Source organism: Polycladomyces zharkentensis (assembly GCF_016938855.1).
Taxonomy (GTDB): Bacteria; Bacillota; Bacilli; order Thermoactinomycetales; family JIR-001; genus Polycladomyces; species Polycladomyces zharkentensis.
In genome coordinates this window covers 397,587-421,662 of the sequence record NZ_JAFHAP010000004.1, presented here as the reverse complement: position 1 = coordinate 421,662, position 24,076 = coordinate 397,587, and the positions used below count along the sequence as shown (strand labels likewise).

Sequence of the window (24,076 nt, the reverse complement as noted above, 5' to 3'; positions counted from 1 at the left end):
GAGCGAGGAAGAGAAGGCTCACCCGGTACCCATGAAGGGAGACAACTTTTGGCAATTCCCTAGCTGTCCGGCCTCTGCAACTGGTGAATCAAATGGGTAAGCGGGCGGGAAGTGCGGTATTCCACCCATTGGCGTTGTGTATTGCGTACCAGCAATCTCGGGGCATCCCATGTCGAAGAAGGTTGTGTGACGATCACCTCTTTGATGGGGTAGCCGATGGGAGAACGCGGCAATACGACCGGTGAAGGGAATCGGAACAGCAGATAACGCGACGGAAGTTGGTAGGAACTGAGTCCGGCCATTTGTTCAATGCCGTTCAACACGCGTTCCAGTTCATGATGGGTGATTCGGGTGACCGGAATCGGAACAAGTTGTTGGTTGTGGACACGATAGGCTTTGACATAAGCCACTTTGGGTGCCTTCGGCGACATCCACGCATGCGGAGCAGAAGGTAACCACAAAAGAATCACTGCCAACAAACCCCAACCCGCAAGGCGGGTAACCTTCATCCCAAGCGCCTCCTTCCAAAGATGGATTCGCCCTTAGTTTGGAAAAAGAAAAATGATTTCATACCTACATCCGCTGAAAGGATGAGAGAGAAGAAACAGGAGGCTTGATACACAGCAAACCCCATTGGATATGTCGGTACAGGACTGAAGAGGAACCAAGGGAGAGTGTGGTATTGGAAAGGAATCCATCACCGGTGCAGCGACGGGAAGGGAGGAGACGGTAGTGCGTTCCTCTGGTTTACCGGAAGCGACAGAGGGAATGGGGGAGAGCGGACGCGGTGACAGGGAGGATGGACAAAAGCGGGATCGCGTTGAAACCGTACTCGTGCACATACGATGCCATGAAATCAATCATATTGATATGGCAGGGAGTCAAAATGATCCCTGACGTCATATGCAAATGGATGCTGCACCAATTCTCCTTGGATTTTGGTTTGTCGAAATGGTCGTCTGAAAGCCCATGGCGACCACAGGAAATACCCTTGGGGTATTTGAATCGTGGATGTCCTGTTATCCCCTTCACGGGGATTGTTGGGACTGCACGAAGGGTTGGAATATGCCCTGTTTCCCCGTTTCCGCCATGATTCCACCCATCCAAGCAGCCATTTCCACCATTCTGACGATATGAGCGGATTTGTGTTCCTGATACATGAGTCAAGAGGTTTTCCCATAGACTCCTTTATTTTGGGAATGTGACAATCGGTCAATGTTGAACAAGCATCTCGATCGCCCCGTGGTCTTGTGATGGAAAAAGCAAAAGGAGGCGCCACGGATGTTACCCAAACATCATGTCGCAGCGGCCGGAATCGTGTGGGACGATGAAAAAGGAGTACTGCTCATTCAACGTTCCGACAACCTTCACTGGGAGCCGCCGGGCGGCGTGGTGGAGTTGGATGAAGCGCTGGATGAGGCAGTCATTAGAGAGATCCGGGAAGAAACCGGGATCGAGGTCAAAGTGATACGCTTGATCGGGGTGTACAAAACCGTTGGTCGAAACGGAACCTGTGTGGTCAGTCTCGTTTTTTTGTGCAAGCCGGTCGGCGGCACACTGCAATTGAGTCCAGAAACGGTCAATGTCGGTTTTTTCCCGATTGAGATGGCGATGAACATGGTCAAACGCAAATGGATCCGCATCCGGATGGAAGATGCGATCCATCAATGGGAGGATGTGCCGGTTCGATCCTACCTTCACCCTGAAAAGTAACAGCCGGCAAACGGATGGAGTCCGTTTGTCGGCTGTTGATTTGGGAACGAGGTTTACCGGATGAAAAAATGAGTGCTGTATCGGTTATTTATGAATGATGTGCGGTTTGACGCTGCGAAGAAATGCTTCTATTTTGACGCGGTCTTCCAACGGTACGTTGTATTTGCGCAGCGCACCGTTCAGATGTTTGATCGCGATTTCATAGTGCTCGTGCGAAATGTTCAAGCCCTTGTGGGATTCGCGCAGAGTGGCACCTTCGTATTTGTTCGGACCGCCCAGCGCGTAGCTCATAAAGTAACTGATCTGGTGCTTACGGAGTTTATCCATGTCCGTGTATCGAAAATAATGGCTGACGTTTTCATCGTTGATCATCCGATCGTAGAACTCGTTCACCACGGCTGCAATGGCTTTTTCTCCACCCAGCTTCTCATACAGGGTTGCCAATTCTGTTTCCCTCCATTTCAAAAACGAAGACAAATCAATCTATGAGTCCAATCATGGAACGGAGGCGGGAAAAAGTCGAATATGACACATAGGATGTCTTAACTGTAACAAATAGGTGATTTTATAGATGTGAAATAAATCACATCCCCATGATTTTTTCTGTTTAACCAATTTGCATGTGCGGGTAATCGACCAGCTCCTTCAAACGGTGAACGTGAACCACGAGATGTCCCTGTTGCAGATGAACGTGTCCCTCTCGTTTCAGTCGGTTCATCACACGGCTGACCGTTTCACGCGTGGCTCCGATCATCTGTGCAAGCTCCCGGTTGGTGTACCGTTCCTTCAGGCAAATGCCCTGTTGATGAGGCTCGCCAACGGTACGGGCCAGGCGGAGGAGCAAAAAGATCACACGCTCGTATGCGTCGTGAACGATGGACTCGTTCAGTTGCTGTTCCAGATCGCTGATTTGCTGCCCCATGGTTTGAATCAACCGGATGGTGAGTTCGGGATGAGACCGGAGCAATTGTTCCATGTCTTCCTTGGGTATGACCAAGAGTTGAGAATCCTCGACCGCTTGGGCGTCTGCCTGGAAACAGGCCTCCCGAAAAAAACCGAAATGCGGGAATATGTCCCCGCTGTGACAATAGGAGATGAACATCTTGCTCCCTTCCGGGTCCGTTCGGTATATTTTGATTTTCCCCCGATAGACGATAAAGACCTTGTCGATTCTTTCCCCCCGCAAACACACAACTGTCCCCCGTTTGAACTTTCGCTCGATCAGCGTGTGACTCACCGCTTCCAACGCATCCGTATTGATGCCGTGGAATAGGGGCAACGTTTGTAAAAAATGCACGATGTGGTTCAACTGGATCACCTCCGGGGTGTCCGGCAACCGCGTTCAACACCAGCTCTCATCTAGAGTGTAAGTGATTTTCAGGTACATAGCAAATCGGCTGTCTTGTCGTGAAGCGGTGCGGAAGGGACGGGAGGAAATAACGTTCCAACAAATAGATAATGTTTCAATTGTGTTAAAAAATCCTAACATAAGTGTCCCCGGCTCGGAACCATACCCGACCGGGGACACTTTACCATTTCACACAGTCTGAAGCACCAGAGGCACTCCTTTGGGTTGCCGTGGGTTTCAGGCGGCTTCATCTGTCATGAGGCGGTTATTTTTCCGGGGATGTTTCCGGTTCTTCCGGCTCCGCCCCCCACTGTGTTGCTTCGGACAAATGCGGATTCAGTCCCCACATCTCCTGGATCGCGGCGGTGACGTGAGTGTGAGGGTCATTTTCTGCCGGATATGCCGCCATTTGACCATCCTGCCATTCAGTCGGACTCGTTTTTTTCGGCTGTTTCACGAACATGCCTCCTTCAGCGGTGGGTTTTCCGTTAGCGGATTGGTATAATGCAGAAAAGAATCTGCTTTTTTCATCGTGTCACCGTTGAACCTGCGTTATGTAGAAAATTTTCACCATCGAAAACGGAAGAGGGATTGAGATGACGGGAACGATTGTTTTGCATCCCGTTGATTCGGCGGGATGGGGGATGGGCTGGGGTGACCCCGTACGTTTTTCCGGTTGCAAACGGGTGGATTACCTGGTTCCCGGCACGCGTATGGCCCGGGAACTTCACCGTCGTTATCTGCCTTCCCTTCGGGATCAACGGAACGTGCATTTCGGTACATTTGACCAGTTTGTCCGCGAATTGTTGCAAGAGCGACGCAGACGGCTGCTTTCCGCCATAGAGCAGGAATGTCTGGTGCAACAAGCCGTCAGCACCGCTGATCGGGAAGAACCGTTTACATACTTTCGCGGGTGGCAATCACGCCCGGGTTGGATTAAAAAGATGGAAACCTGGATCGGGGAAATCAAGCGATCCGGTGTATTGCCCGAACGTTTGATGGCGCTTTGGCGCGATCGCGGTCCCAAAGAACGCGAATTGGCGCGAATCTATCGGGTCTATCAACGGTTGCTCGCAGAAAGCGGAGCGTTCGACCACGAGGAAGCCTATTACCAAGCATTACGGGCATTGCGACGGGGACAGGCGCAATTGCCGGAATATGTGGTTGCTGAACATTTTCACGATCTGTCCCCTCTGCAGGAGCAGTTACTGATCCAGCTGGTCACCTCCGGGGTCCCCGTCGAGTTGCATTTGGTTTGGGATGGGACACGTCCCCGCTTGTTCAAAGAGACGGAACAGACCACAGAACGCTTGCGGCAACGTGGCTTTGCCGTACGACAGGTTTCGGTCGAGCCGTCCGGGGATCGTCGGGTTGCCGCATTGGAACATATGGTTCGCACGGCGTTTGCCGTACGTCCGGAACGGCAAGCGGCGAATCGCGCGGTGGAAGTGTTGTCCGCCCCCGGAGTGGAGCAGGAGACCCGATTGGTGGCGGGCAGTGTCAAACGGTGGCTGTTTGAGGAGAACGGCTCGTTGTCGGATGTGGCTTTGATCGTACCGGATCTGGATACATACTTGGCTCCGCTCATACGGGCGTTGTCGGAGGCGGGATTGCCCGCGGCAACGCCGTTGACGGTACCGCTTCGCCATCATCCGCTGATGGAGATGATCTTGACGGCGATGGCCGTCCGCATAGGACGGGAAGAGGAACGCATCGCCCTGATGCAAAGTCCGTTTGTGCCGTGGGGAAGTGAGGCCGATCGACGGTTGTGGTTGAAGGCGTACGAACAGTGGGATGCCCCCCAGAGCTTGGCGGAATTGGAATCACGCATGGGTCGGGCAGAGGTTGTCCCTGGCGGCGCAAACGAGACGGACCCGGTGGTGTGGTCGGGCTTGTGGTCGTTGTATCGCTGGGTGGAAAGCATCCCGTTGAACGCTTTGTGGCGGGATTGGTTGGCGTGGTTGGAATCATGGGTGGCTGAGCTGGAACAGCCGTCCCGGTATCGCCAGTTGGCGGAAGACCCGCGCATGTTGCCGTTTCTGGCGGAAGAGATACAGGCTTTTAACTTGGTCAGGGAAATCATTCAGGAATGGAAACATGTCGACCCGTCCGGATTTGCCGGAGAAGCATTGGAATTGCATACATTGGCCGGCATGCTGGAGCGGGCCGCGATGCGGAAACGGGTGCGCAAAAAGCCGGGACGTCGTGGCGGACTTCGTATCCTGGAACCCAATCAGGTCCGCTGGGATCGATACCGGGCGGTATGGGTGCTGGGATGTGTGGAAGGGGAGTGGCCCCGTCCGATCCACGATGACTGGCTGTTGCCGGATGAGGAGAGAGTACGTCTCCTCCGGGAAGAAGTGCGCTTGATGACCTCCGATCAGTTGCGGCACCGGCAATTGTTGCCGTTTTTCCTGTGTGCTTCTTCCGCCGAGTCACGCTTGGTTTTTTCTTATCCGCATGCTGACGATACCGGATCGACGCGCTTGCCTTCCCCGTTTTTGCAGGAACTGTTGGCAGTGTGGAAAGAGACGGATGTGATCCGCAAGCGGCGGGAGATATCCCAAATGTTCCCCGACCGGTTGGATGCGTGTGTATCCAGGAGAGAAGGATTGGCGCGAGCCGTCTCGTTGTTGTCCCAAAACGAACCAACCCACCCTGCGACAGAGAGAAAGCAGGCGATCGCATTGTTGAAAAACGAAGCGCGCAGGCAACCGGAACGCACTTGGCACTGGTTGGAGCGATTGCGGGTGGAACGCGTGCGTCTCTCTGGCAATGCCGCCGCATTTGCCGGTCGCTTGCGGCCGTCACTGTGGGAGAGACATGGGTTTTCCTTGCAGGAACGCGTATGGAGTCCCGCGGAGTTGAATCAACTGATGCAGTGTAGGTTCCACTATTTTGCCGACCACGTGTTGCAGGCACGGGAGCCTGAACCTCCTCGACGGGAGTGGACGACGCTGGATCGGGGGCATGTGTGGCATCGGGTGTTGTGTCGCTTTTGGCGCGGATGGGAGGAGATGCGCCTTACGTCCGACACGTGGGAGAAGGCGATGGAACGGTTGGATGTACTGGTGGATGCGTTGTTCGACCAGTTGTTGACCGAAGCTGAAGCATTGTCCCGCGACCCTTTCCGTTTGGCGGTGGAGAAGGAGCGGATCAAACAACAGCTGTCCGCCGTTTTGTCACATGAATGGCATTGGCGCGGGGGAGGCGTCGGCTCCGGCATGCGTCCGGCTCATCTGGAGCTGGCCTTCGGCATGTCCGATCCAAATCTGATCCGCCGTGGTGAAATGGACCCGCAATCGACCCAGCACCCGGTAACGATTCACCTGCCGGGAGATGCGACGATCCGAGTGCATGGAAAAGTGGATCGGGTGGATGTGGATGAAGAAGGCTATTATGCCGTGTATGACTACAAATCGGGTGCGGTGGCTGATCCCAAGCGGATCAGGGAAGGAGCGTACCTGCAATTGCCGTTGTTCCTCTGGGTGGTGCAGCAAGTGTTGGGGCTGGACCCCGCCAAGGCCGTGGGAGCGGCTTTTTACACGCCGGGAACCCGGCAGAACGGCCAACCGCCCACCAATAACCGAAACCAAGGATTGTGGCGGAAGGAAGCGACGGAACGTACGGGCATCCATGCGAGAGTGAAGGGATTGCTGGATGAAGAGGAATGGACGAACACAATGGAGGCAATCGGGCAGCGGCTCAGCCGTCAGCTGCGTCGAGCCGATCAGGGGGATTTTGCGGTCGACCCGACGTGGGAGTGCCCGACTCATTGCCCCCACCGGACGATTTGCCGGTGGGACGTTGCAGCGTCATCGACAGAGAAAGGGGAAGGAGAGGAATGACCGACTCGTTCACACCGGAACAATGGGAAGCCATCAACACACTGGATGTGGACTGTATCGTTTCCGCCGGTGCGGGATCGGGCAAAACGCGCGTTCTGGTGGAGCGATACCTGCGCATCTTGTCCACCCATTCAGACGATCCCGATATCCTGGATCACATCGTCGCCATCACCTTCACGGAGAAAGCCGCGGCGGAAATGAAAGAGCGCATACGTCAGGGAGTGGCGGAGCGGCTGGCATCCGCCCGGAAAAACAACACCGCCGAAGAAACGTGGTGGTATCGCCTTCTGTCGGAAATGGAGCGCGCCCGCGTGATGACCATCCACGCGTTTTGTGCCCGTTTGCTGCGGGAATATCCGATCGAGGCCGACGTGGATCCCGATTTTATCGTGATGGATGAGACGGAAGCGGCTTGGTGTCTGGCGAATGCCGCCGAACGGGCGGTTTCCGCCGTACTTCAATCCACCGAGCTGAGTGAGGAAGTGAAACGGGCGTGGGAGACATGGGTGACCGGAGTGGGACTCACCCGTGCGGCACGTGAATTGGCCGCGTTGTACCGGCAGATGACGGGCATGGGCCAGGGGCCTGGTGAGTTGGCGGAGCGGACGGATCGGGACCTGGCGAAACTGGAGGACCGATTAGCCGAAGAGGAACGGGAGGCGTCGCTCTCGTTGTTGTCTGCCGGGCGTGCGCTGATGGCCATCACGGGCGGAAAACGCGTCCAAGCGTTCCAGACGGAATGGCCGGAACTGGAACAGCGTTGGCTAAAAGCGGGTTCCCGAATGGAAAAGCGGGATGTGCTTACGCGATTGGAATCGTTGTTGAGCGGAAACTGGGGGCGAAAAGAGGAGATCCTTCTGCCGCGGAACCAAATGAAGCAGGAACTCCGGCGACTGAATGAAGCCGTGGACGGGTGGTTGTCGCTCCCGGAAGAGCGGCGGTTGACCGACGCTGTCCTGTGGGCGGTTTCCCATCTGCACGAAGCGTACGAATCGGCGAAACAAAGGCAAGGCGGCTTGGATTTTGACGAATTGCAATTGCGCGCCTGTAAGTTGTTGGAATCCCATCCGCATGTGCGTTTGGAAGTGAGTCGGCGGATTCGGTATCTGATGGTGGACGAGTTTCAGGACACCAACGAATTGCAAAAACAACTGATCGATTTGCTTTGCCGGGAACCGGACGGTCGGGCGATCCCGGGCAAACGGTTCGTCGTCGGTGATCCCCAACAGTCGATTTACCGGTTTCGTGGTGCTGACGTATCCGTCTTCGGAAAGATGAAAACGGAACTTTTGTCCGAGGGCGGAAAAGCCGTTTCCATGCGGGATAATTTCCGCTCCCATCCTGATGTGGTGGCGTTTGTCAATGCCTTGTTCTCCCGGTTGATGCCCGGTCATCCCGATTCCGGCAGTGTGTACGAACCAGCAACGGCACGCGGCAGTGCGGATACCCAGCCGCCCTGCGTGGAGTGTTTGGTCATTCCCGAAGCGGAAGAGGGGGAACATGAGGATCGGCACGAACGGGAAGCCCGGTGGTTGGCAAGGCGCATCTGTGAGATGATCGAAGAGGGTACGCGTCCCGGTCAGATCGCCGTCTTGTTTCGGGCCATGACCCATGTCAAATATTACGAACGGGCGTTGGCGGAAGCGGGGATTCCGTTTTATGTGGTGAAAGGGCGCGGGTTTTACGACCGGCAGGAAGTGCAGGACGTGCTGCATTTCCTCAAGTATTTGCACGACCCGGACGATGTCCTGTCATTGGTGGGCGTGTTGCGATCCCCGTTTTGTGCGGTTTCGGACGAAACCCTCTTCCTGTTGGCCCAGGCGGGGGCATGGTCGATGCCGCCGGCGGCTTGGCCGGATGTGGGCGGCCTCGCTGAAGCGGAGCGGATGAAACTGTCCCGGTTTGCAGAACTGATCGAACGAGTCCGTTTGCGCGTCGGACGCGTTCCGGTGTCGGAGCTGATCCGGTTTCTGTTGGATGAGAGCGATTACCGATCGGTGGTGTGGGGGACGCCGTCAGGCAAACAGATCAATGCCAATTTGGACAAGCTGATCCGGTTGTCCGGCACCCGGCGTGATGCGGCGGCATATTCTTTGACCTCTTTTTTGCGGATGATGGATCGTCTTCAGGAAGAACCTGTCCCGGAAACGGAAGCGCAGGTGGAAGCCGACGACGGCGACAGCGTGAAACTGATGACCATCCACCAGGCCAAAGGTTTGGAGTTTCCCGTCGTCTTCGTACCGAATCTCTCCTGGCGTCGCACCCGCCCGACACCGGAGTTGCTGGCGGATGCGGAAGCCGGATTGGCGGTCCGGCTGCGCACCCCGCATGGGGATAAACGGGAAACCTACCGCTGGCGGCGGCTCCGGGAGCGGGAAGAACGGTTGGAGATCGAGGAATCGGTCCGCCTGTTTTACGTGGCCGTCACCCGTGCCAAGCAACGGCTTGTGTTGAGTGGGGAACCGGAAGAACACAAACAGGCCAAGAAAGGGGAGTCCATCCTTTCCGTCGATTCGTGGAGCCAATGGTTGGACGGCGTGCTGGGTTGGGATAATGTCGATGAAGAAACGGGCAAGTGGACATTTCCCGACGGGGAAACGTGGATTCGCGTTCGCCAGGTGGAAGCCGGGGAGGTGGCCGCCCTGCCGTCGGTTCATGCCGAGTTGGACTCCGTGCTGTTGACGTCCCGCACTTGGTTTGCACGGGAAAATGAGGAAGATGGTGAGCCGGACGACTCCGCGTGGGCACTGATGGAGCCGCGCGGGGTGACGGAGCATGACGGTTTGGGGATCAGTGTGACCGATTTGATGACACTGTTCAACTGTCCGCGGAAATATCTCTACAAACGATGGATCAACGTCCCCACTGAGGTGGAAACCGAGCGAAACGCCGCGGAGACGGATGAGGAAATCTCACCCGCACCGTTGCCGGCCACATTGATCGGCAGTGTGGTCCACCGCGTGATCGAGTGCTGTCCTGACGATGCCGTCCGCGCGGATGAGCTGGTGGAGGTATATCGGTCCGCAGTGGCCGAGTACAATGGGTACCGGGCAGACGTCAACGCATTGTGGGACGAAGTCCGCCCGCTGTTGCAGACCTACTTGGACAGCCGTTTCCATCTTCAACCCAAGCGTGAGGATTTGAAGGAAGTACCTTTTGTCCAGCGCGTCGCCGGATTGGAAGTGGAAGGGATTATCGACCGCCTGATCCAGCACGAAAACGGTGAATGGGAGTTGGTCGACTACAAAACCAACCGGGCGACCGATCATGGATGGGAGATGCTGGCCCGGGAGTACAAGCCGCAATTGCGCCTCTACGCGTGGGCCGCCCATCGCCAGTGGGGCGTGCTGCCCCGGCAGGCGGTACTGGTATTTCTCCGTACCGGCCGTGAAGTGACAGTGGAAATCACGCCCGAATCGATCCGAAAAACGGAGGAACAACTGCAATCGGCTGCCGAATGGTTGATGGACGAAGATCATCTCGACCGGTTTGAACCCCGCCCCGGCGAGCGGTGCGCCGCGTGCGACTTTCGGAAGATCTGTCCGGCTGCGGAAACGGAAGAGCGCATCCGTTTCATGGAAGCTTGAACGGGAAAAACCAAAACGATGAAAATCTCGTTATGGATGAAGGGAAATGTGAGAAAGGGTGTTGCGGTCGACAGAAAGCGGGATTTACCGGACACTCGTCTCGATGGATCAGACACGTTTGAACCGCAACACCCTGGGAGTGGAGGAGTCGGAGGAGATGAAGACCCAAGCGATCACACTTGTGCGAAGATGGGCGTCCCGTCAGTGGGCCAAACCATGGGTTCGGCGGCTGACATGGGGATTGGCCGGTTTTGTCGTCATCTTTTTGATCGGCATCAATATCGCGATCGCGATGACCGATGTCGATTCCTTGGCCAAACCGGTGGATCAGCCAACCATCATTTATGACCGCCATGGGCGGGTGGCCAGCAAGATCATGCTTTCCAACCGAGAAGGGGTGAAATTCCGGCAGATTCCCCCCCACTTGATCCATGCGGTGATCGCCACCGAAGATCGGCGATTTTACGACCACGGGGGCGTTGACTACATTGGCACCCTGCGGGCGTTATGGGTCAATTTGCTGTCCGGCGAGACGGTTCAGGGCGGAAGTACGTTGACCCAACAGCTGGCCAAAAATGAATTTTTGACACAGGACCGCACATTGGAGCGGAAATTGAAAGAGTTTTTATATGCCAAGAAAATCGAACGCACTTATACCAAAGATCAAATTCTCGAGATGTATCTCAATCGTATCTATTTCGGTGAAGGGGCTTGGGGAATCAAGCAGGCCGCACGCACCTATTTTGGCAAGGACGTCGGCCAACTCACCTTGGGTGAATCGGCCATGCTGGCGGGGATGATCAAAGCACCTTCAGCCCTGTCCCCCTACAAACATTTCAACCAGGCGATGGAGAGGCGGAATCTCGTATTGCGACTGATGAAGGATCAGGGCTATATCACCGAGCAGCAGATGAAACAGGCGGAAAACCAGGTCATCGTGCTGGAACGGAAAAAGCGGGATCCTTACAAAGGAAAATACCCGTGGTACGTTGATGCCATCATTCAGGAAGCCATCAGCAAATACGGGCTGACGGCCAACGAGGTGTTGCACGGAGGATTGCGCATCTACACGGAACTGGACCCCCGCATGCAACAGGCGGCGGAAACCGTGTACAACGACGACAGTCTTTTCCCGCAAAGCAAGGAGGACCAGCTGATCCAGAGCGGCGCCGTGATGCTGGACCCGTCCACAGGGGGCATCCGGGCATTGGTCGGCGGGCGCGGTGAACACGTATTCCGCGGATTCAACCACGCGACCCAGTTGAAACGGCAGCCGGGTTCTTCGCTGAAACCGTTGGCGGTTTATACCCCGGCGCTGGAACAGGGTTGGCAGATCGGCTCGGTTCTCAAAGATGAGCCGATGGATTTCGGCGGATACCGCCCGCAAAACCATGACGGACGCTATCTCGGCCGTTTGACGATGTATGAGGCCGTCATTGACTCCGCCAATGTTCCGGCAGTCTGGCTTCTCCAGCAATTGGGGATCGACAAGGGGATTGGTGCGCTGGAACGGTTTGAAATTCCGCTCACCGAGGAGGACCGACAGTTGGGGCTGGCGTTGGGCGGTTTGAGGGAAGGGACTTCGCCGCTCAAAATGGCGCAGGCCTACTCCGTTTTTCCCAACAACGGTCTGATGGTGGAAGCCCATACCATCCGCAAAATCGAGACGGCGGACGGCCAACAGTTGGGGCGCTGGTATAAAAAAGTAACAAGGGTGACCAGCAAAAAAGTGGCACAGTCCATCACCTACATGTTACGCGGTGTCGTATTGGAAGGAACCGGGAAAAAAGCGCGAATCCCGGGAAGGGAAGTGGCCGGAAAAACCGGCACCACGCAAATGCCGGGTATGAACGAAGGGAACAAGGACAACTGGTTCGTCGGCTACACACCGCAACTGGTGGGGGCGGTATGGCTCGGTTACGACAAAACGGACGAGCAACATTTTCTCCGAACAGCCGCGGGAGACAGTGCGGCGGTTATTTTCCGGGAAATGATGTCCCGTGCATTGACGGGCCAACCCGCCAAGGCCTTCCGTCTGGACACTGTTCACCTGCGCAAACCGCCCAAGATCGATCGTAGCCCCAAACCCAAGGCCAAACCGCAATCACCGGAGGAAAAGGCGGCCAAAAAAATTGAGGAAGGCCTCAAAGATTTGTGGAAGCGCGGGGAGAAGCGACTCAAGGAGCAACTGAAAAAGAAAAAGGAAGAGTGGGAGAAACGACTCAAAGAGTGGCGAGGGAATTGATTTCATTGAATGGCCGTCTCCCGGCTGAGTGGGAGACGGCTTTTCCCAGGCGGGAACCGTTCTGTTCAGGTGCGCTTCTGCTGTGAAAAATCTTGGCATTGTGTTAAAACAAAGATATACTATTATGCATGAGATCGGCAAAAAGGAGAGAGCCATGATGGAATGGCTGCATGAATTTTTTCAGGCACTGATTGCGGGTTTTGGACGCATAATTCTCATCGCGATGATATTGTGGATGATTTCCCTGATCGTGCTGTTGTTTCGGGAACTGTTCCGACCGGGAGACATTCAATTTCGCAGTTATTTGTACCGTGTGTGGAAATGGCTGTTGTGGAGCTTTGAAATCGCTTCGTACGGTGGTGTAATCGTTGCACCCGTTTTGATGTACCGGTCGGAGGAATACCTGAAATACGGCATGGTGCTGTTTGCGGCGATCGTCTTTTCCGCCGTACTCATTCATCTGAGGAGAAATACAAAATTGTTTACGTGGCGTGCGACAGACCGTTCCAGAGAAAAAACGGATAAATGACCGATTCGAGAGTGATGAAGTGCCGGAAGCGTCGTTTCTCATCTTTTCGAGGGTGTTAATGAAAGATGAGAGACGACCTTTCCCCGGCATTCTGCCGGTCTTTGCACACGGCTTCTGCCGGTTTTCCACCATTTTTCCTCTGTTTTTTCCTCCATTTTTAAAGACGCGACCGGATGATGCGTCCCGTACTCCGAGGGTGGCTCCATCCCGACTGTGTCGAGCTTTTGTCAATCCCCTGAGAATCTCTCACTGCCTCTTTACTTTCCATCTGCCTTAATAGATAATAAAAGGAAAAACTTCGGATGTTGAACGGGTGAAACTGGCGATGCCGATTGAGCATCTTTTGGAGAAAGCGGCACGATATCTCAGTGAAGAAGATCTGAAAAAGGTGGAAAAAGCGTATCGATTTGCGAAGAAAGCGCATGAAGGCCAGTTTCGCAAATCGGGCGAACCGTATATCCATCATCCGGTCGCTGTGGCCGATATCCTGGTCGATCTGCAGATGGATGCGATCACACTGATGGCTGCCATGTTGCACGATGTGGTGGAAGATACCGGTGTGACGCTGGACACGTTGAAAGAAGAGTTCGGGGAAACGGTGACGCAATTGGTGGACGGCGTCACGAAACTGAAAATCCGGATGAATTATAAATCGACCGAAGAACACCAGGCGGAAAACCACCGCAAGATGTTCGTGGCAATGGCACAGGACTTCCGGGTGATCCTGATCAAGCTGGCGGACCGATTGCACAACATGCGCACGCTGAAGCACCTGCCCGAGGAAAAGCAACGGCGCATCGCCAACGAGACGTTGGAAATTTTCGCACCGTTGGCTCACCGTCTGGGTATTTCCCGGATCAAGTGGGAGTTGGAGGATACGGCGTTACGCTATCTCAATCCTCAACAATATTACCGGATTGTCAATTTGATGCGCAAAAAACGGGCAGAGCGTGAGCAATACATCGAACAAGTGGTGAGAACGATCCGGGAACGGCTGGAACAAACGGGAATCGAAGCGGAGATTTCAGGCCGTCCCAAGCACATTTACAGTATCTACAAGAAAATGGTCACCCAGCACAAGCAGTTTAACGAGATATACGACTTGCTGGCGGTCCGTGTCATCGTCGATACGATTCGCGATTGCTATGCGGTGTTGGGGATTATTCACACCATATGGAAACCGATGCCCGGTCGGTTTAAGGACTATATTGCCATGCCCAAGACCAACATGTACCAGTCGCTGCATACCACCGTGATCGGCCCGAAAGGGGAACCGATCGAAGTGCAGATCCGGACCAAGGAGATGCACCAAACAGCCGAATATGGAATCGCGGCTCACTGGGCATATAAAGAAGGGCAGAGTTTCCAACCGGGTTCCTTTGAGGATAAATTGAAGTGGTTCCGCGAAATCATGGAATTGCAGCAAGAGGCCAAGGATGCCACGGAGTTCATGGAAAACCTGAAGATGGATCTGTTTTCCGACTCCGTGTTCGTATTTACACCCAAAGGGGATGTCATCGAACTGCCGGCCGGATCGGTACCGTTGGATTTTGCCTACCGCATCCACACGGAAGTGGGCAACAAATGCATCGGTGCCAAGGTGAACGGGAAGATCGTGCCGCTCGATCACAAGTTGAAAACAGGCGATATCGTGGAGATTCTCACGTCGAAGCACAGTTACGGTCCCAGCCAGGACTGGTTGAAGATCGTCAAGTCGTCCCATGCCCGCAACAAGATCCGCAGCTGGTTCAAAAAGCAGCGCAGGGAGGAAAGTGTTGCCAAAGGGCAGGAGATGATCGAGGCCCTGTTGAGAAAGCACGATTTCAACCCGAGCGAGGTGCTGACGGCCGAAAGGCTGAAAGAAACGGCTGCCAAGTTCAATTTTCAGGATGAGGAAGATATGTATGCCGCGGTCGGTTACGGCGGCATCTCCACGGCCCAGGTCGTCAACAAGTTGACGGAAGGCTTGAAGCAGGAAGAGGATGAAGTGCCCGTCGTTCTGCCCGAAGTGAAAAACATGCCGACCCAGCGCCGAAAAGTGGCACAGGGCGTTCGGGTCAAGGGCGTGGACAACCTGTTGGTGCGCCTGTCCCGCTGTTGCAACCCCGTACCGGGCGACGAAATCATCGGGTTTGTCACCCGGGGACGCGGTGTGTCCGTTCATCGCAAGGACTGCCCCAACATCCAATCAGTCGAACCGGAACGCATGATCGGGGTGGAATGGGAAGGAGAAGGCGAGCAATCGTATCATGTGGACATTGAGATTTCCGGTTTGGATCGGCGGGGATTGCTTCACGAAGTATTGCAGGCCGTATCCGAAACCAAAACGCATCTGACCGCTGTCAGCGGCAAGGCTGATCGCCACGGCATGGCGACGATTCACATGACACTGCTGATCCGAAACATTCATCATTTACAGTCGGTGGTGGAACGGGTCAAACGCATCCGGGATATCTACAGTGTGCGACGCATCATGCAGTAGGTAGAACAGGAGGTCGATTGTGAGAATCGTATTGCAACGGGCGAAGGAAGCCCGGGTCAAGGTGGAGGGCAACATTGTCGGCCAAATCGACCACGGTTTGGTTCTGCTGGTCGGATTCACCGAAGGTGACGATGAGGAAGATCTGAGATACTTGGCGGAAAAAGTGGTACACCTTCGGATTTTCGAAGATGAGGAAGGCAAGATGAACCGCTCCCTGCTGGATGTGGAAGGGAGCATTTTGTCGGTTTCGCAGTTTACGCTTTACGGTGATTGCCGGAAAGGGCGTCGGCCCAATTTTATGGCGGCGGCCCGACCGGAAAAGGCGGCCGTCCTTTACGACCGGTTCAATCAACTGCTCAGGGAGCATGGTGTACGGGTGGAAACGGGCGTGTTCGGCGCCATGATGCAAGTGGAGCTGACCAATGACGGTCCGGTCACCATCCTGCTGGAAAGCAAGCCCAAGTAAACCCGGTCATACTGTGATATAATGATCTGGACAGTCACAGAACGTGTGGGTACGTGAGGAGGAGCAATCGAGATGACCACATCCAACCCGATTGAAAAAATGGCCATCAACGCCATTCGCGTGCTGTCGATCGACATGGTGGAAAAGGCCAATTCGGGCCACCCCGGCATGCCGATGGGAGCGGCACCGATGGCTTATGTACTGTGGACCAAATTTATGCGTCACAATCCGGACAACCCGCAGTGGTTCAACCGGGACCGCTTCGTGCTGTCCGCGGGACACGGTTCCGCCATGCTGTACAGCTTGTTGCATCTGACCGGTTATGATCTGCCCATGGAAGAGTTGAAGCAGTTCCGTCAATGGGGCAGTCGGACACCGGGTCACCCGGAATTTGGTCACACTCCGGGTGTCGAAGCGACAACCGGCCCGCTCGGCCAAGGGATTTCAATGGCGGTGGGGATGGCGATGGCGGAGCGCCATTTGGCGGCCAAATTCAACCGGGAGAACTTCCCGGTCGTGGATCACTACACCTACGTCATCGCCAGCGACGGCGACTTGATGGAAGGTGTGGCCGCGGAAGCCGCTTCGTTGGCGGGTCATTTGAAACTGGGCAAGTTGATCGTGCTGTACGATTCCAACGACATTTCACTGGACGGCGATTTGGCGTTGGCCTTCAGCGAAGATGTGAAAAAACGCTTCGAGGCCTACGGTTGGCACGTGCTCAAAGTGGATGACGAGGATGATTTGGATGCGTTGAGTGCGGCCATTCGCGAAGCGCAAGCCGTCACGGACCGCCCGTCCTTGATCGAGGTGAAAACCACCATCGGGTACGGCAGCCCCAACAAAGCGGGTACGCACAAAGTGCACGGGGCGCCGCTCGGAGCAGAGGAAGCCGCGCTGGTGCGGAAGGCATACGGCTGGCCGTCCGACGAGCCGTTCTTTATCCCGGAGGAAGTGCGCCGACACTTCGCCGAATGGAAAGAAAACGCCAAGCAGGCGGAAGCGGAGTGGAACCGCCTCATGGAATCGTACCGCGAGGCGTATCCGGAACTGGCCGCAGAGCTGGATCTGGCCATTGCGGGTCGACTGCCGGAGGGATGGGATCGCGATCTGCCCGTCTTCCCTGCGGATGACAAAGGGATGGCCACACGCAAATCGTCCGGCGAAGCGATCAACGCCCTTGCCAAAAACGTGCCGACCTTGTTCGGCGGCTCGGCTGACCTGGCTTCGTCCAACAATACGACGATGAAAGAGGAAGGGATTTTCGGCTCCGAAGACTATACGGGGCGCAATGTTTGGTTCGGTGTACGGGAACACGGCATGGGTGCGGCGCTCAACGGGATGGCGCTGCATGGCGGTGTCCGTCCGTACGGCGCTACATTCCTGGTGTTCTCTGACTATCTGCGTCCGTCCATCCGCTTGGCGGCCCTGATGCAGCTCCCGGTGACCTATGTCTTTACACACGACAGCATCGCAGTCGGGGAAGACGGACCCACACACGAACCGATCGAGCAAATCCCGTCACTTCGCCTCATTCCGGGCTTGAAGGTGATTCGCCCGGCGGATGCCAACGAAACGATGGCAGCCTGGCGGTTGGCCATGGAAGAACAGGACGGCCCGACGGCGTTGATCCTGACGCGGCAAAACTTGCCGGTGTTGGAAGGAACGGCCGAATTGGCAAAAGACGGCGTGCGTCGTGGTGCCTACGTACTGTCCGAAGCGGCGAACGGCCGTCCGCAAGCGATCCTGATCGCGACCGGTTCCGAAGTCAGCTTGGCGGTGCGGGCGCAAAAACAATTGGCCGAAAAAGGGATTCACGTACGTGTGGTCAGCATGCCTTGCCGCGAACGGTTTGATCAGCAGTCCCAAGAGTATCGGCAGTCCGTTCTGCCCAAAGAAGTCTCTGTGCGCGTCGCCATCGAAGCGGCACATCCGATGGGATGGGACCGTTACGTCGGTGAACGGGGAGCCGTGATCGGGGTGGACCGTTTCGGTGCATCCGCGCCGGGTTCCCTTGTCATGAAAGAGTACGGTTTCACCGTCGAAAATGTGGTCGCACAGGTAGAGCAGCTGTTGGGTTGAGGAAAAGTCGGTTGTCGGGAAGACAACCGGCTGATTGTTGGCAAAGTACGCGGGCTCGAATTTCCTGTATCCGCTCGGACGGGAAATTCGGGCCCGTTCCCCTTTAATGGGGTGGCCGTCCCAAGCGACCTTGGAGTTTGCAAAAGAGGAGCGAGAGGGAAAGCGGCTCACCCGAAAACGCGAGTGGATTTCGCAGTCTCCCGGTTGTTTGCGGACAACCGGATTTTTTTGTGACGCATGCTACCCATCCTTCCTTTTTCGACGACTGCGGGTTTCCACCTGCCGATCTTTTTTTGGCGAACCGGGCACATTAAGAGCGATCACTCAGAAAGGAGGGATCGCTTTGCGTCGGTTGCCCAAAGCAGGTGCGATGTCTGAACAAGGGTGTCAACATTTCACCGCCGACCCGAACAACCATACACATCCCCCAACGGAAGAGTGCGAGGCTTACCGTCGATCGGTCCTCCTTTCCTTGCCATCTGCGTGGTCGTGGCCGCCACGTTGCCGTTGACAGATGCATTGATTTCTTTTGTTATCTCGGCTAGACTGAGGGAAGATTGACGGAAATGGTGAGATAAAGGGGGAACGTGCACGTTACCGGGCACAGGGGCGTGTGCGAACGATATGAAACGGATTCGCGTGTTTGGGGTGGATGACACCTTTTATCGGGATATTGAACTGATTGCCGGGCTGTTTTTCGGTGAGGCAAAAGTGGTGACGAATGACGAACCGCGGCCGGATATGAGGCTCGCCGTTCGGGTGGAAGATCATGGCGATACCATAGAAGCGGCAGTGGAAATGGCGGACTCGGATGACGGGCAACGTTGGTCGGCGGCACATACCAAACAAGTTCCGTCGACGCTTTCCGGTCGGGAGCGCCGCAAAAAAATGAAACAGGCGATCAACCACGCTTGGTTGCGTGTATTGCAGGAAGCCACAGGTGTGGTGCAGCCTTGGGGGATTCTGACCGGCGTGCGCCCCACCAAACTGTTCCACATGCTGTTGTTGGCCGGTTATGGGAAGGAAGAAATCCGTCGTCACCTGCAATCGGAGTACCTGATTCAGCCGGAGAAAATCGCCTTGCTGGAGGAGATCGTCGACCGACAACTGGCTGTTTTGCCGGATTTGTATGAACTGGATCGGGAAGTCAGTCTCTATATCGGCATCCCGTTTTGTCCTACCAAGTGTGCGTACTGCACCTTTCCCGCCTATGCGATCCAGGGACGCAACGGCTCGGTCACCGCGTTTCTGGAAGGCCTTCACGAGGAGATTGCGGCGGTGGGTGAGTGGTTGAACCGGCAGGGATTGCCGATTACGACCGTGTATTTCGGCGGGGGTACGCCCACTTCCATTTCCGCGGAGCAATTGGATGCTTTGTTCTCCCGGATGAAGCACTCGTTCCGTGCGTTTGACGGCGTGCGGGAATGGACGGTGGAAGCCGGCCGCCCGGACACGATTGATGAAGAAAAACTGAACGTGCTGAAGAAGTGGCAAGTCGACCGGATCAGTATCAACCCGCAAAGTTTCCGAAACGAAACACTGAAGGCGATCGGCCGTCACCATACGGTGGAAGAGACGCTGACCAAATTCGCGCTGGCCCGTGAGATGGGCATGAACAACATCAATATGGATCTGATCATCGGCTTGCCCGGAGAAGGTTTGGAGACGTTCCGCGAAAACTTGCGCATCGTGGAACAGTTGCGGCCAGAGTCGCTCACCGTACACACGTTATCATTTAAACGCGGTTCCACCATGACCCGGAACAAGCGGAAATACCGTGTGGCAGAACGGGACGAAGTGGCCGATATGGTCAACCTGGCCCGGGAGTGGACCAAGCAGGCGGGGTATGTTCCGTACTATCTGTACCGGCAAAAAAACATCCTGGGCAACCAGGAAAATGTCGGTTACGCATTGCCCGGCCATGAAAGTTTGTACAACATTATCATCATGGAAGAGCGGCACACGATCATCGGATTGGGATGCGGGGCGGTAAGCAAAATCATCCCGCCGGGAACGTCCAAGGTGAGCCGCTGGGCCAATCCGAAAGAACCACAAGCGTACATCGACACGTACCGGACGATGATCCCGGAAAAATTGCGCGCACTCTCCGAAGCATACGGATAGTATGTCGCGGTTCAGGGGGAAACCGAAGCCTCACCGCTTTTTTGAAGCGGCGGGGTTTTTTATTGGCGAGGTTTATTTCCGACTGGGCTTGCATCAGGACCGAAGGAAAGACCGGCAGATGCAGTACTGTACCACTCTTTTAATGATTTGGTTACCTTCTTCCATGAACTGGGCCATATGGGGAGAAAGAAGCTATGGGGTTTGCATTTTGGGATTACAGGATGCAATTACTGGGAAAGACGATTTAAAAGCGATTTACTAGGCGCCCCATGGATGAAACAGTTTTGGCATGGATATCACTCAATTTTGCCGATTTCAAACTTCCGCAAGGTATTGCTGATATGCTGGTCTTAAATGATACTAACAAAAAGACCTGTGTCTGATATCATGACTGTTTATCAATATGAAAATTGCACGTTATCCTTTCTCATTCAAAAAAGAAAAGATAACGTACTTTTGTTTTTGAAGTAGTGTATCTCTTCATTTGGTGTATACAGACTATGACCACATCATCAAACGTTATGCATTCCGTTTCTCATTTCTGTAGACAGAAAGCAATTCTCGCTTAAAATCCTCATACATCGAAAACGCCTCTTTTAATATTTCTTTCAAGTCATTATAATTACGAAATACGGGCGCCCTTACATTTTCATCTGTCCCATCTAATAATCGCTTTAAGATATCCCACGGACTACCTGTAAGTAACTTCCCATCCTTCCGTACTACCCATATGAACTCTAATAGACTATATTTGAGAGAGATGTTGAATTTAAATTGATAAGGAGACCCTTCCTCCGCAATTTGAAAGAAATTTTCTCTCTTGTCGAAACGGGCATGATAACCCAACTCATTAAATATACGCAATACCTCATGATTGTCATATAAAAATTCTTCATCAAAATTATACTTCATAGACAAGTTTTGGTACCTCTCAATAAATTGAATATTCTCTAATGCCACTTTGATTTCCGGTGTTAATTGCATTGTTATTCCTCCCTGAAACGAATTTCAATGCCATATTTATTTCCGGTGATCAACGATAAAACCGTGACGCGTGCGGTGGAAGAAGCGGTTGTCGAAGCGCTGGGGGAAGAAATAATCGAACGGGTGAAGACGTCGATGGTCGGAGAAGATTTTTCCGCCTATCAACAAGTGACACCGGGAACGTTTCTCTTCATTGGTGCCGGAAACCCGGACAAGGGAGCCGTGTACCCGCACCACCACCCACGATTCACCATCGATGAAGATACATTGGCGATCGGGGTGACCGCACTGGTACACGGAGCATGGAAGCTGTTGCACGGTTGACGGGGTTGACTCCTCCATCGTTTTTCAAGCGGAATAGAATGTGAAAGCGATTTTATCAGAGGGCAATGATTTTCCAGGTGAGCGGCCACCTGAGCCTGGCCGAACGGAGCCCCGGAAAAAGTGCAGGAATACATTCGCGGGCAGTTTCCTCTAAAGGAAAGCGTACTTTGTCCGCGCCCTGCACTTTCTTCTTTTGCAGGGCGCAGGTGCTGGCCGAAGCGAGTGCGCGATATTACCAAGCACGAGCTGGAATCGATTTCCATCATCTGAGATCGTTATCGCGATGGACTTTCTGTCCGGAAGGAGCGTTCGCCGTTTCCTTGCCGTAAGCGACCAGCAAGACGACCGCCAGCGCTGCGACGACGGATTGCCATGTGATCATTTCCCCCAGCATCACCGCCGAAAACAAAATCGTGAAAAACGGTTGCAGGTATTGCAGTTGACTGACACGGGCGATGCCGCCTTGGGCCAGTCCGGCGTACCAGAAGAAAAAACCGAGAAACTGGCTGACCAAGGCCAAGTATAAAAAAGCCCCCCACACGTGCATCGGAACATCCATCATCCCGGGCACGATCATCCAAACTGTCGGAACGATGAGCAGCGGAAACGAAAGAACCAGTGCCCAACTGATCACTTGCCATCCACCCATCTCGCGGGACAGTTTGCCTCCTTCCGCATATCCCCAAGCGGCGGACAAGACGGCACCCAACAATGCCCAGTCTGCGGTGCGCCATCCGCCAAATCCCGCTTCTTGCCAGGTATACCACAACACGATCAAACATCCTCCCGCACTGCAGACCCAAAAGAGTCGGGACGGCCGTTCCCCAGCCCGCCATGCACCCAAACCGGCAGTCACCAACGGCAGCAAAGCCAAAACGACGGCACCGTGGGAGGAAGGGACACGGGTCATGGCCCATGCACTCAAAACGGGGAAACCGATAATGACGCCGAGGGCAACGCTGAAAAGCGGTTGCCATTGACCGCGTTTCGGAAGAGGGGGCCGTTTGGCCCACAACAGGATGCCCGCCAAAAGCGCTGCGATCACCGCCCTGCCCAGACCGACGAATACCGGGGGCCAATGGGCGACAACCATGCGGGTGAAAGGCAATGTAAGACTGAAACTGACCACACCGATTCCACCGTAAAACATTCCTTTGGCAACCGGACGGTTCATCTGTTTTCCCCCATCTTGTTTGAATTTATTTGCTATAGTGTATAATAGTTTATCATAGGATACAATCCCCCCATGTCAAGGATTTGAAAGGAATGAAATTCGTGTCGTTGGGAGACAACATCCGTCAACATCGCATGAAAAAAGGTCTGTCCCTGCATACACTGTCACAACGATCCGGTGTCAGTCCGTCCATGCTGTCCCAAATCGAACGCGGCGTGAAAAACCCCACCGTACAGGTGGCATGTCGGATCGCGGAAGCGCTGGACGTCACATTGTCGCAACTGTTGGGGGAGAAACCCCGGCGGCAGACGATCCTCATCCCGAAGCACCGGCGTCTCGTATACCGGGAAGAAGAGACGGGAATCGAGCGGCATGTGCTGTCACCCGCATTTCCGTCAAAGGGGGTGGAGCTGGTGATGAATGTGCTCCCGGAAGGAACAGATACCGGAGCGTTCCCGCCCCACCAACCCGGTGTGACGGAATTGGTATATGTGGAGGAGGGTGAATTGGAAGTGACGTTGGACTCTGCCACCTATCGGCTGAACGCGGGGGACTCCTTGTACTTTGAAGCCGATGTGCCGCACCGGTTTCAAAACGTGGGGAAAGGGCGTTGTCGATACTTTCTCGTGATTGATTCGAATACCCACGACTGACTCTTGACAAGCCGTTTTCATTCCATTAAAATCTATTGCTAATCGAACGAAACGAACCGGATATGCCCATGATGTGTCTGATCATTCCATCAGGAGTTCAGAGTGAGCGACTGACCTGCATTCGGTAGAGCGAAGACCCGGAAAGCGCAGGGATGAAATCGCGGCATTTCCTCACTGATCAGACCTCCTCTGAACGAAAACCCGACACGGTCAACATCGATGAAGGGACAAGTACCCGTCAAACGGGCAGTCAGAGAGAGGACGCCGTGGCTGGAAGCGTCCTTCTGTCACGCGGCGGGGAATGACACCCGGAGGTTTCGGGGCGAACTCCCGTTGGGGACAGTAGACTCGAACGTTTGCCGAACGTTATATCGGCCTCGAGTGGGAGACACACCGTTGATTGCGGGTGTCTTCAAACAGGGTGGCACCGCGGGTGATGGTGGAAGACCAATCTCTCGTCCCTGACAGCATCGTCAGTGGCGGGAGATTTTTTTATTGGATCGAGAAAAAGGAGGCA

At 54.7% G+C, this 24,076-nt stretch carries 17 protein-coding genes and 1 other annotated feature; of the genes, 11 read left to right on the top strand and 6 right to left on the bottom strand.

The annotated features are described in order from the left end of the window. Window positions 1–59 precede the first annotated feature (59 nt). The gene (locus tag JQC72_RS03835) at window positions 60–509 is read right to left on the bottom strand and encodes a hypothetical protein (protein ID WP_205492937.1); all 450 of its coding nucleotides are present in this window, start codon (window positions 507–509) and stop codon (window positions 60–62) included. A 772-nt stretch (window positions 510–1,281) separates the two neighbouring features. Here JQC72_RS03835 and JQC72_RS03830 point away from each other — a divergent pair. Then, the gene (locus JQC72_RS03830; RefSeq protein WP_205492935.1) at window positions 1,282–1,713 is read left to right on the top strand and encodes an NUDIX hydrolase; all 432 of its coding nucleotides are present in this window, start codon (window positions 1,282–1,284) and stop codon (window positions 1,711–1,713) included. A gap of 84 nt (window positions 1,714–1,797) precedes the next feature. On the opposite strand, the gene JQC72_RS03825 is transcribed toward JQC72_RS03830, so the two are convergent. From JQC72_RS03825 to JQC72_RS03815, 3 genes are all read right to left on the bottom strand, one after another. Further along, window positions 1,798–2,157 carry a group I truncated hemoglobin gene (locus JQC72_RS03825; protein WP_205492933.1) on the bottom strand — a complete coding sequence of 120 codons (360 nt, stop codon included), beginning with the start codon at window positions 2,155–2,157 and terminating at the stop codon, window positions 1,798–1,800. Window positions 2,158–2,320: 163 nt separating this feature from the next. After that, window positions 2,321–3,022 (bottom strand): Crp/Fnr family transcriptional regulator, encoded by a 702-nt coding sequence (locus tag JQC72_RS03820; RefSeq protein ID WP_205492932.1) that lies wholly within the window; start codon window positions 3,020–3,022, stop codon window positions 2,321–2,323. A 304-nt stretch (window positions 3,023–3,326) separates the two neighbouring features. Further along, a complete protein-coding gene (locus tag JQC72_RS03815; protein ID WP_205492931.1) occupies window positions 3,327–3,518 on the bottom strand; it encodes a hypothetical protein in 192 nt (63 codons plus the stop codon). A gap of 139 nt (window positions 3,519–3,657) precedes the next feature. Here JQC72_RS03815 and JQC72_RS16405 point away from each other — a divergent pair, with 139 nt between their 5' ends. From JQC72_RS16405 to JQC72_RS03780, 8 genes are all read left to right on the top strand, one after another. Continuing rightward, entirely contained in the window at window positions 3,658–6,909 is a 3,252-nt protein-coding gene (locus tag JQC72_RS16405; protein WP_302104457.1) for a PD-(D/E)XK nuclease family protein, read from the top strand. Further along, complete coding sequence (locus JQC72_RS03810) at window positions 6,906–10,496, top strand: UvrD-helicase domain-containing protein (protein WP_302104492.1); 3,591 nt, start codon at window positions 6,906–6,908, stop codon at window positions 10,494–10,496. Before JQC72_RS16405 ends, JQC72_RS03810 begins: the two co-directional genes overlap by 4 nt. Window positions 10,497–10,557: 61 nt before the next feature. Then, on the top strand, window positions 10,558–12,741 hold the full coding sequence (locus JQC72_RS03805) for a transglycosylase domain-containing protein (RefSeq protein WP_302104456.1): 2,184 nt from the start codon (window positions 10,558–10,560) through the stop codon (window positions 12,739–12,741). A gap of 157 nt (window positions 12,742–12,898) precedes the next feature. After that, window positions 12,899–13,270, top strand: coding sequence for a hypothetical protein (locus JQC72_RS03800; protein WP_205492929.1), 372 nt, complete (start codon window positions 12,899–12,901; stop codon window positions 13,268–13,270). Between the two features lie 325 nt (window positions 13,271–13,595). Continuing rightward, window positions 13,596–15,752, top strand: coding sequence for a RelA/SpoT family protein (locus tag JQC72_RS03795; RefSeq protein ID WP_205493248.1), 2,157 nt, complete (start codon window positions 13,596–13,598; stop codon window positions 15,750–15,752). Between the two features lie 19 nt (window positions 15,753–15,771). Next, window positions 15,772–16,218 carry a D-aminoacyl-tRNA deacylase gene (gene dtd / locus JQC72_RS03790; RefSeq protein WP_205492928.1) on the top strand — a complete coding sequence of 149 codons (447 nt, stop codon included), beginning with the start codon at window positions 15,772–15,774 and terminating at the stop codon, window positions 16,216–16,218. 72 nt (window positions 16,219–16,290) lie between these two features. Then, the gene (gene tkt / locus JQC72_RS03785; RefSeq protein ID WP_205492927.1) at window positions 16,291–18,300 is read left to right on the top strand and encodes a transketolase; all 2,010 of its coding nucleotides are present in this window, start codon (window positions 16,291–16,293) and stop codon (window positions 18,298–18,300) included. Window positions 18,301–18,924: 624 nt separating this feature from the next. Continuing rightward, window positions 18,925–20,424: a coproporphyrinogen III oxidase gene (locus JQC72_RS03780; protein WP_205492926.1), complete on the top strand. Its 1,500-nt coding sequence runs from the start codon at window positions 18,925–18,927 to the stop codon at window positions 20,422–20,424. A gap of 519 nt (window positions 20,425–20,943) precedes the next feature. Here JQC72_RS03780 and JQC72_RS03775 read toward each other — a convergent pair. Continuing rightward, a complete protein-coding gene (locus JQC72_RS03775; RefSeq protein WP_205492925.1) occupies window positions 20,944–21,408 on the bottom strand; it encodes a hypothetical protein in 465 nt (154 codons plus the stop codon). A gap of 27 nt (window positions 21,409–21,435) precedes the next feature. On the opposite strand from JQC72_RS03775, the gene JQC72_RS03770 reads away from it, so the two are divergent. Further along, the gene (locus JQC72_RS03770; protein WP_205492923.1) at window positions 21,436–21,732 is read left to right on the top strand and encodes a M20/M25/M40 family metallo-hydrolase; all 297 of its coding nucleotides are present in this window, start codon (window positions 21,436–21,438) and stop codon (window positions 21,730–21,732) included. Window positions 21,733–21,994: 262 nt separating this feature from the next. Here JQC72_RS03770 and JQC72_RS03765 read toward each other — a convergent pair whose 3' ends face one another. After that, window positions 21,995–22,906: a DMT family transporter gene (locus tag JQC72_RS03765; protein WP_205492921.1), complete on the bottom strand. Its 912-nt coding sequence runs from the start codon at window positions 22,904–22,906 to the stop codon at window positions 21,995–21,997. 92 nt (window positions 22,907–22,998) lie between these two features. On the opposite strand from JQC72_RS03765, the gene JQC72_RS03760 reads away from it, so the two are divergent. After that, window positions 22,999–23,559: a helix-turn-helix domain-containing protein gene (locus JQC72_RS03760; protein ID WP_205492919.1), complete on the top strand. Its 561-nt coding sequence runs from the start codon at window positions 22,999–23,001 to the stop codon at window positions 23,557–23,559. 210 nt (window positions 23,560–23,769) lie between these two features. After that, window positions 23,770–24,025: a binding site (T-box leader), on the top strand. Window positions 24,026–24,076 lie beyond the last annotated feature (51 nt).

Excerpts from the sequence above, each read along its gene's own strand:
- JQC72_RS03780 (WP_205492926.1), top strand. The coding sequence starts at position 18,925 with ATGAAACGGATTCGCGTGTTTGGGGTGGATGACACCTTTTATCGGGAT.
- JQC72_RS03770 (WP_205492923.1), top strand. The coding sequence starts at position 21,436 with ATGCCATATTTATTTCCGGTGATCAACGATAAAACCGTGACGCGTGCG.
- JQC72_RS03775 (WP_205492925.1), bottom strand. The coding sequence starts at position 21,408 with ATGCAATTAACACCGGAAATCAAAGTGGCATTAGAGAATATTCAATTT.
- JQC72_RS03795 (WP_205493248.1), top strand. The coding sequence starts at position 13,596 with ATGCCGATTGAGCATCTTTTGGAGAAAGCGGCACGATATCTCAGTGAA.
- JQC72_RS16405 (WP_302104457.1), top strand. The coding sequence starts at position 3,658 with ATGACGGGAACGATTGTTTTGCATCCCGTTGATTCGGCGGGATGGGGG.
- JQC72_RS03800 (WP_205492929.1), top strand. The coding sequence starts at position 12,899 with ATGGAATGGCTGCATGAATTTTTTCAGGCACTGATTGCGGGTTTTGGA.
- JQC72_RS03830 (WP_205492935.1), top strand. The coding sequence starts at position 1,282 with ATGTTACCCAAACATCATGTCGCAGCGGCCGGAATCGTGTGGGACGAT.
- JQC72_RS03760 (WP_205492919.1), top strand. The coding sequence starts at position 22,999 with ATGAAATTCGTGTCGTTGGGAGACAACATCCGTCAACATCGCATGAAA.
- JQC72_RS03810 (WP_302104492.1), top strand. The coding sequence starts at position 6,906 with ATGACCGACTCGTTCACACCGGAACAATGGGAAGCCATCAACACACTG.
- tkt (WP_205492927.1), top strand. The coding sequence starts at position 16,291 with ATGACCACATCCAACCCGATTGAAAAAATGGCCATCAACGCCATTCGC.
- JQC72_RS03765 (WP_205492921.1), bottom strand. The coding sequence starts at position 22,906 with ATGAACCGTCCGGTTGCCAAAGGAATGTTTTACGGTGGAATCGGTGTG.
- JQC72_RS03835 (WP_205492937.1), bottom strand. The coding sequence starts at position 509 with ATGAAGGTTACCCGCCTTGCGGGTTGGGGTTTGTTGGCAGTGATTCTT.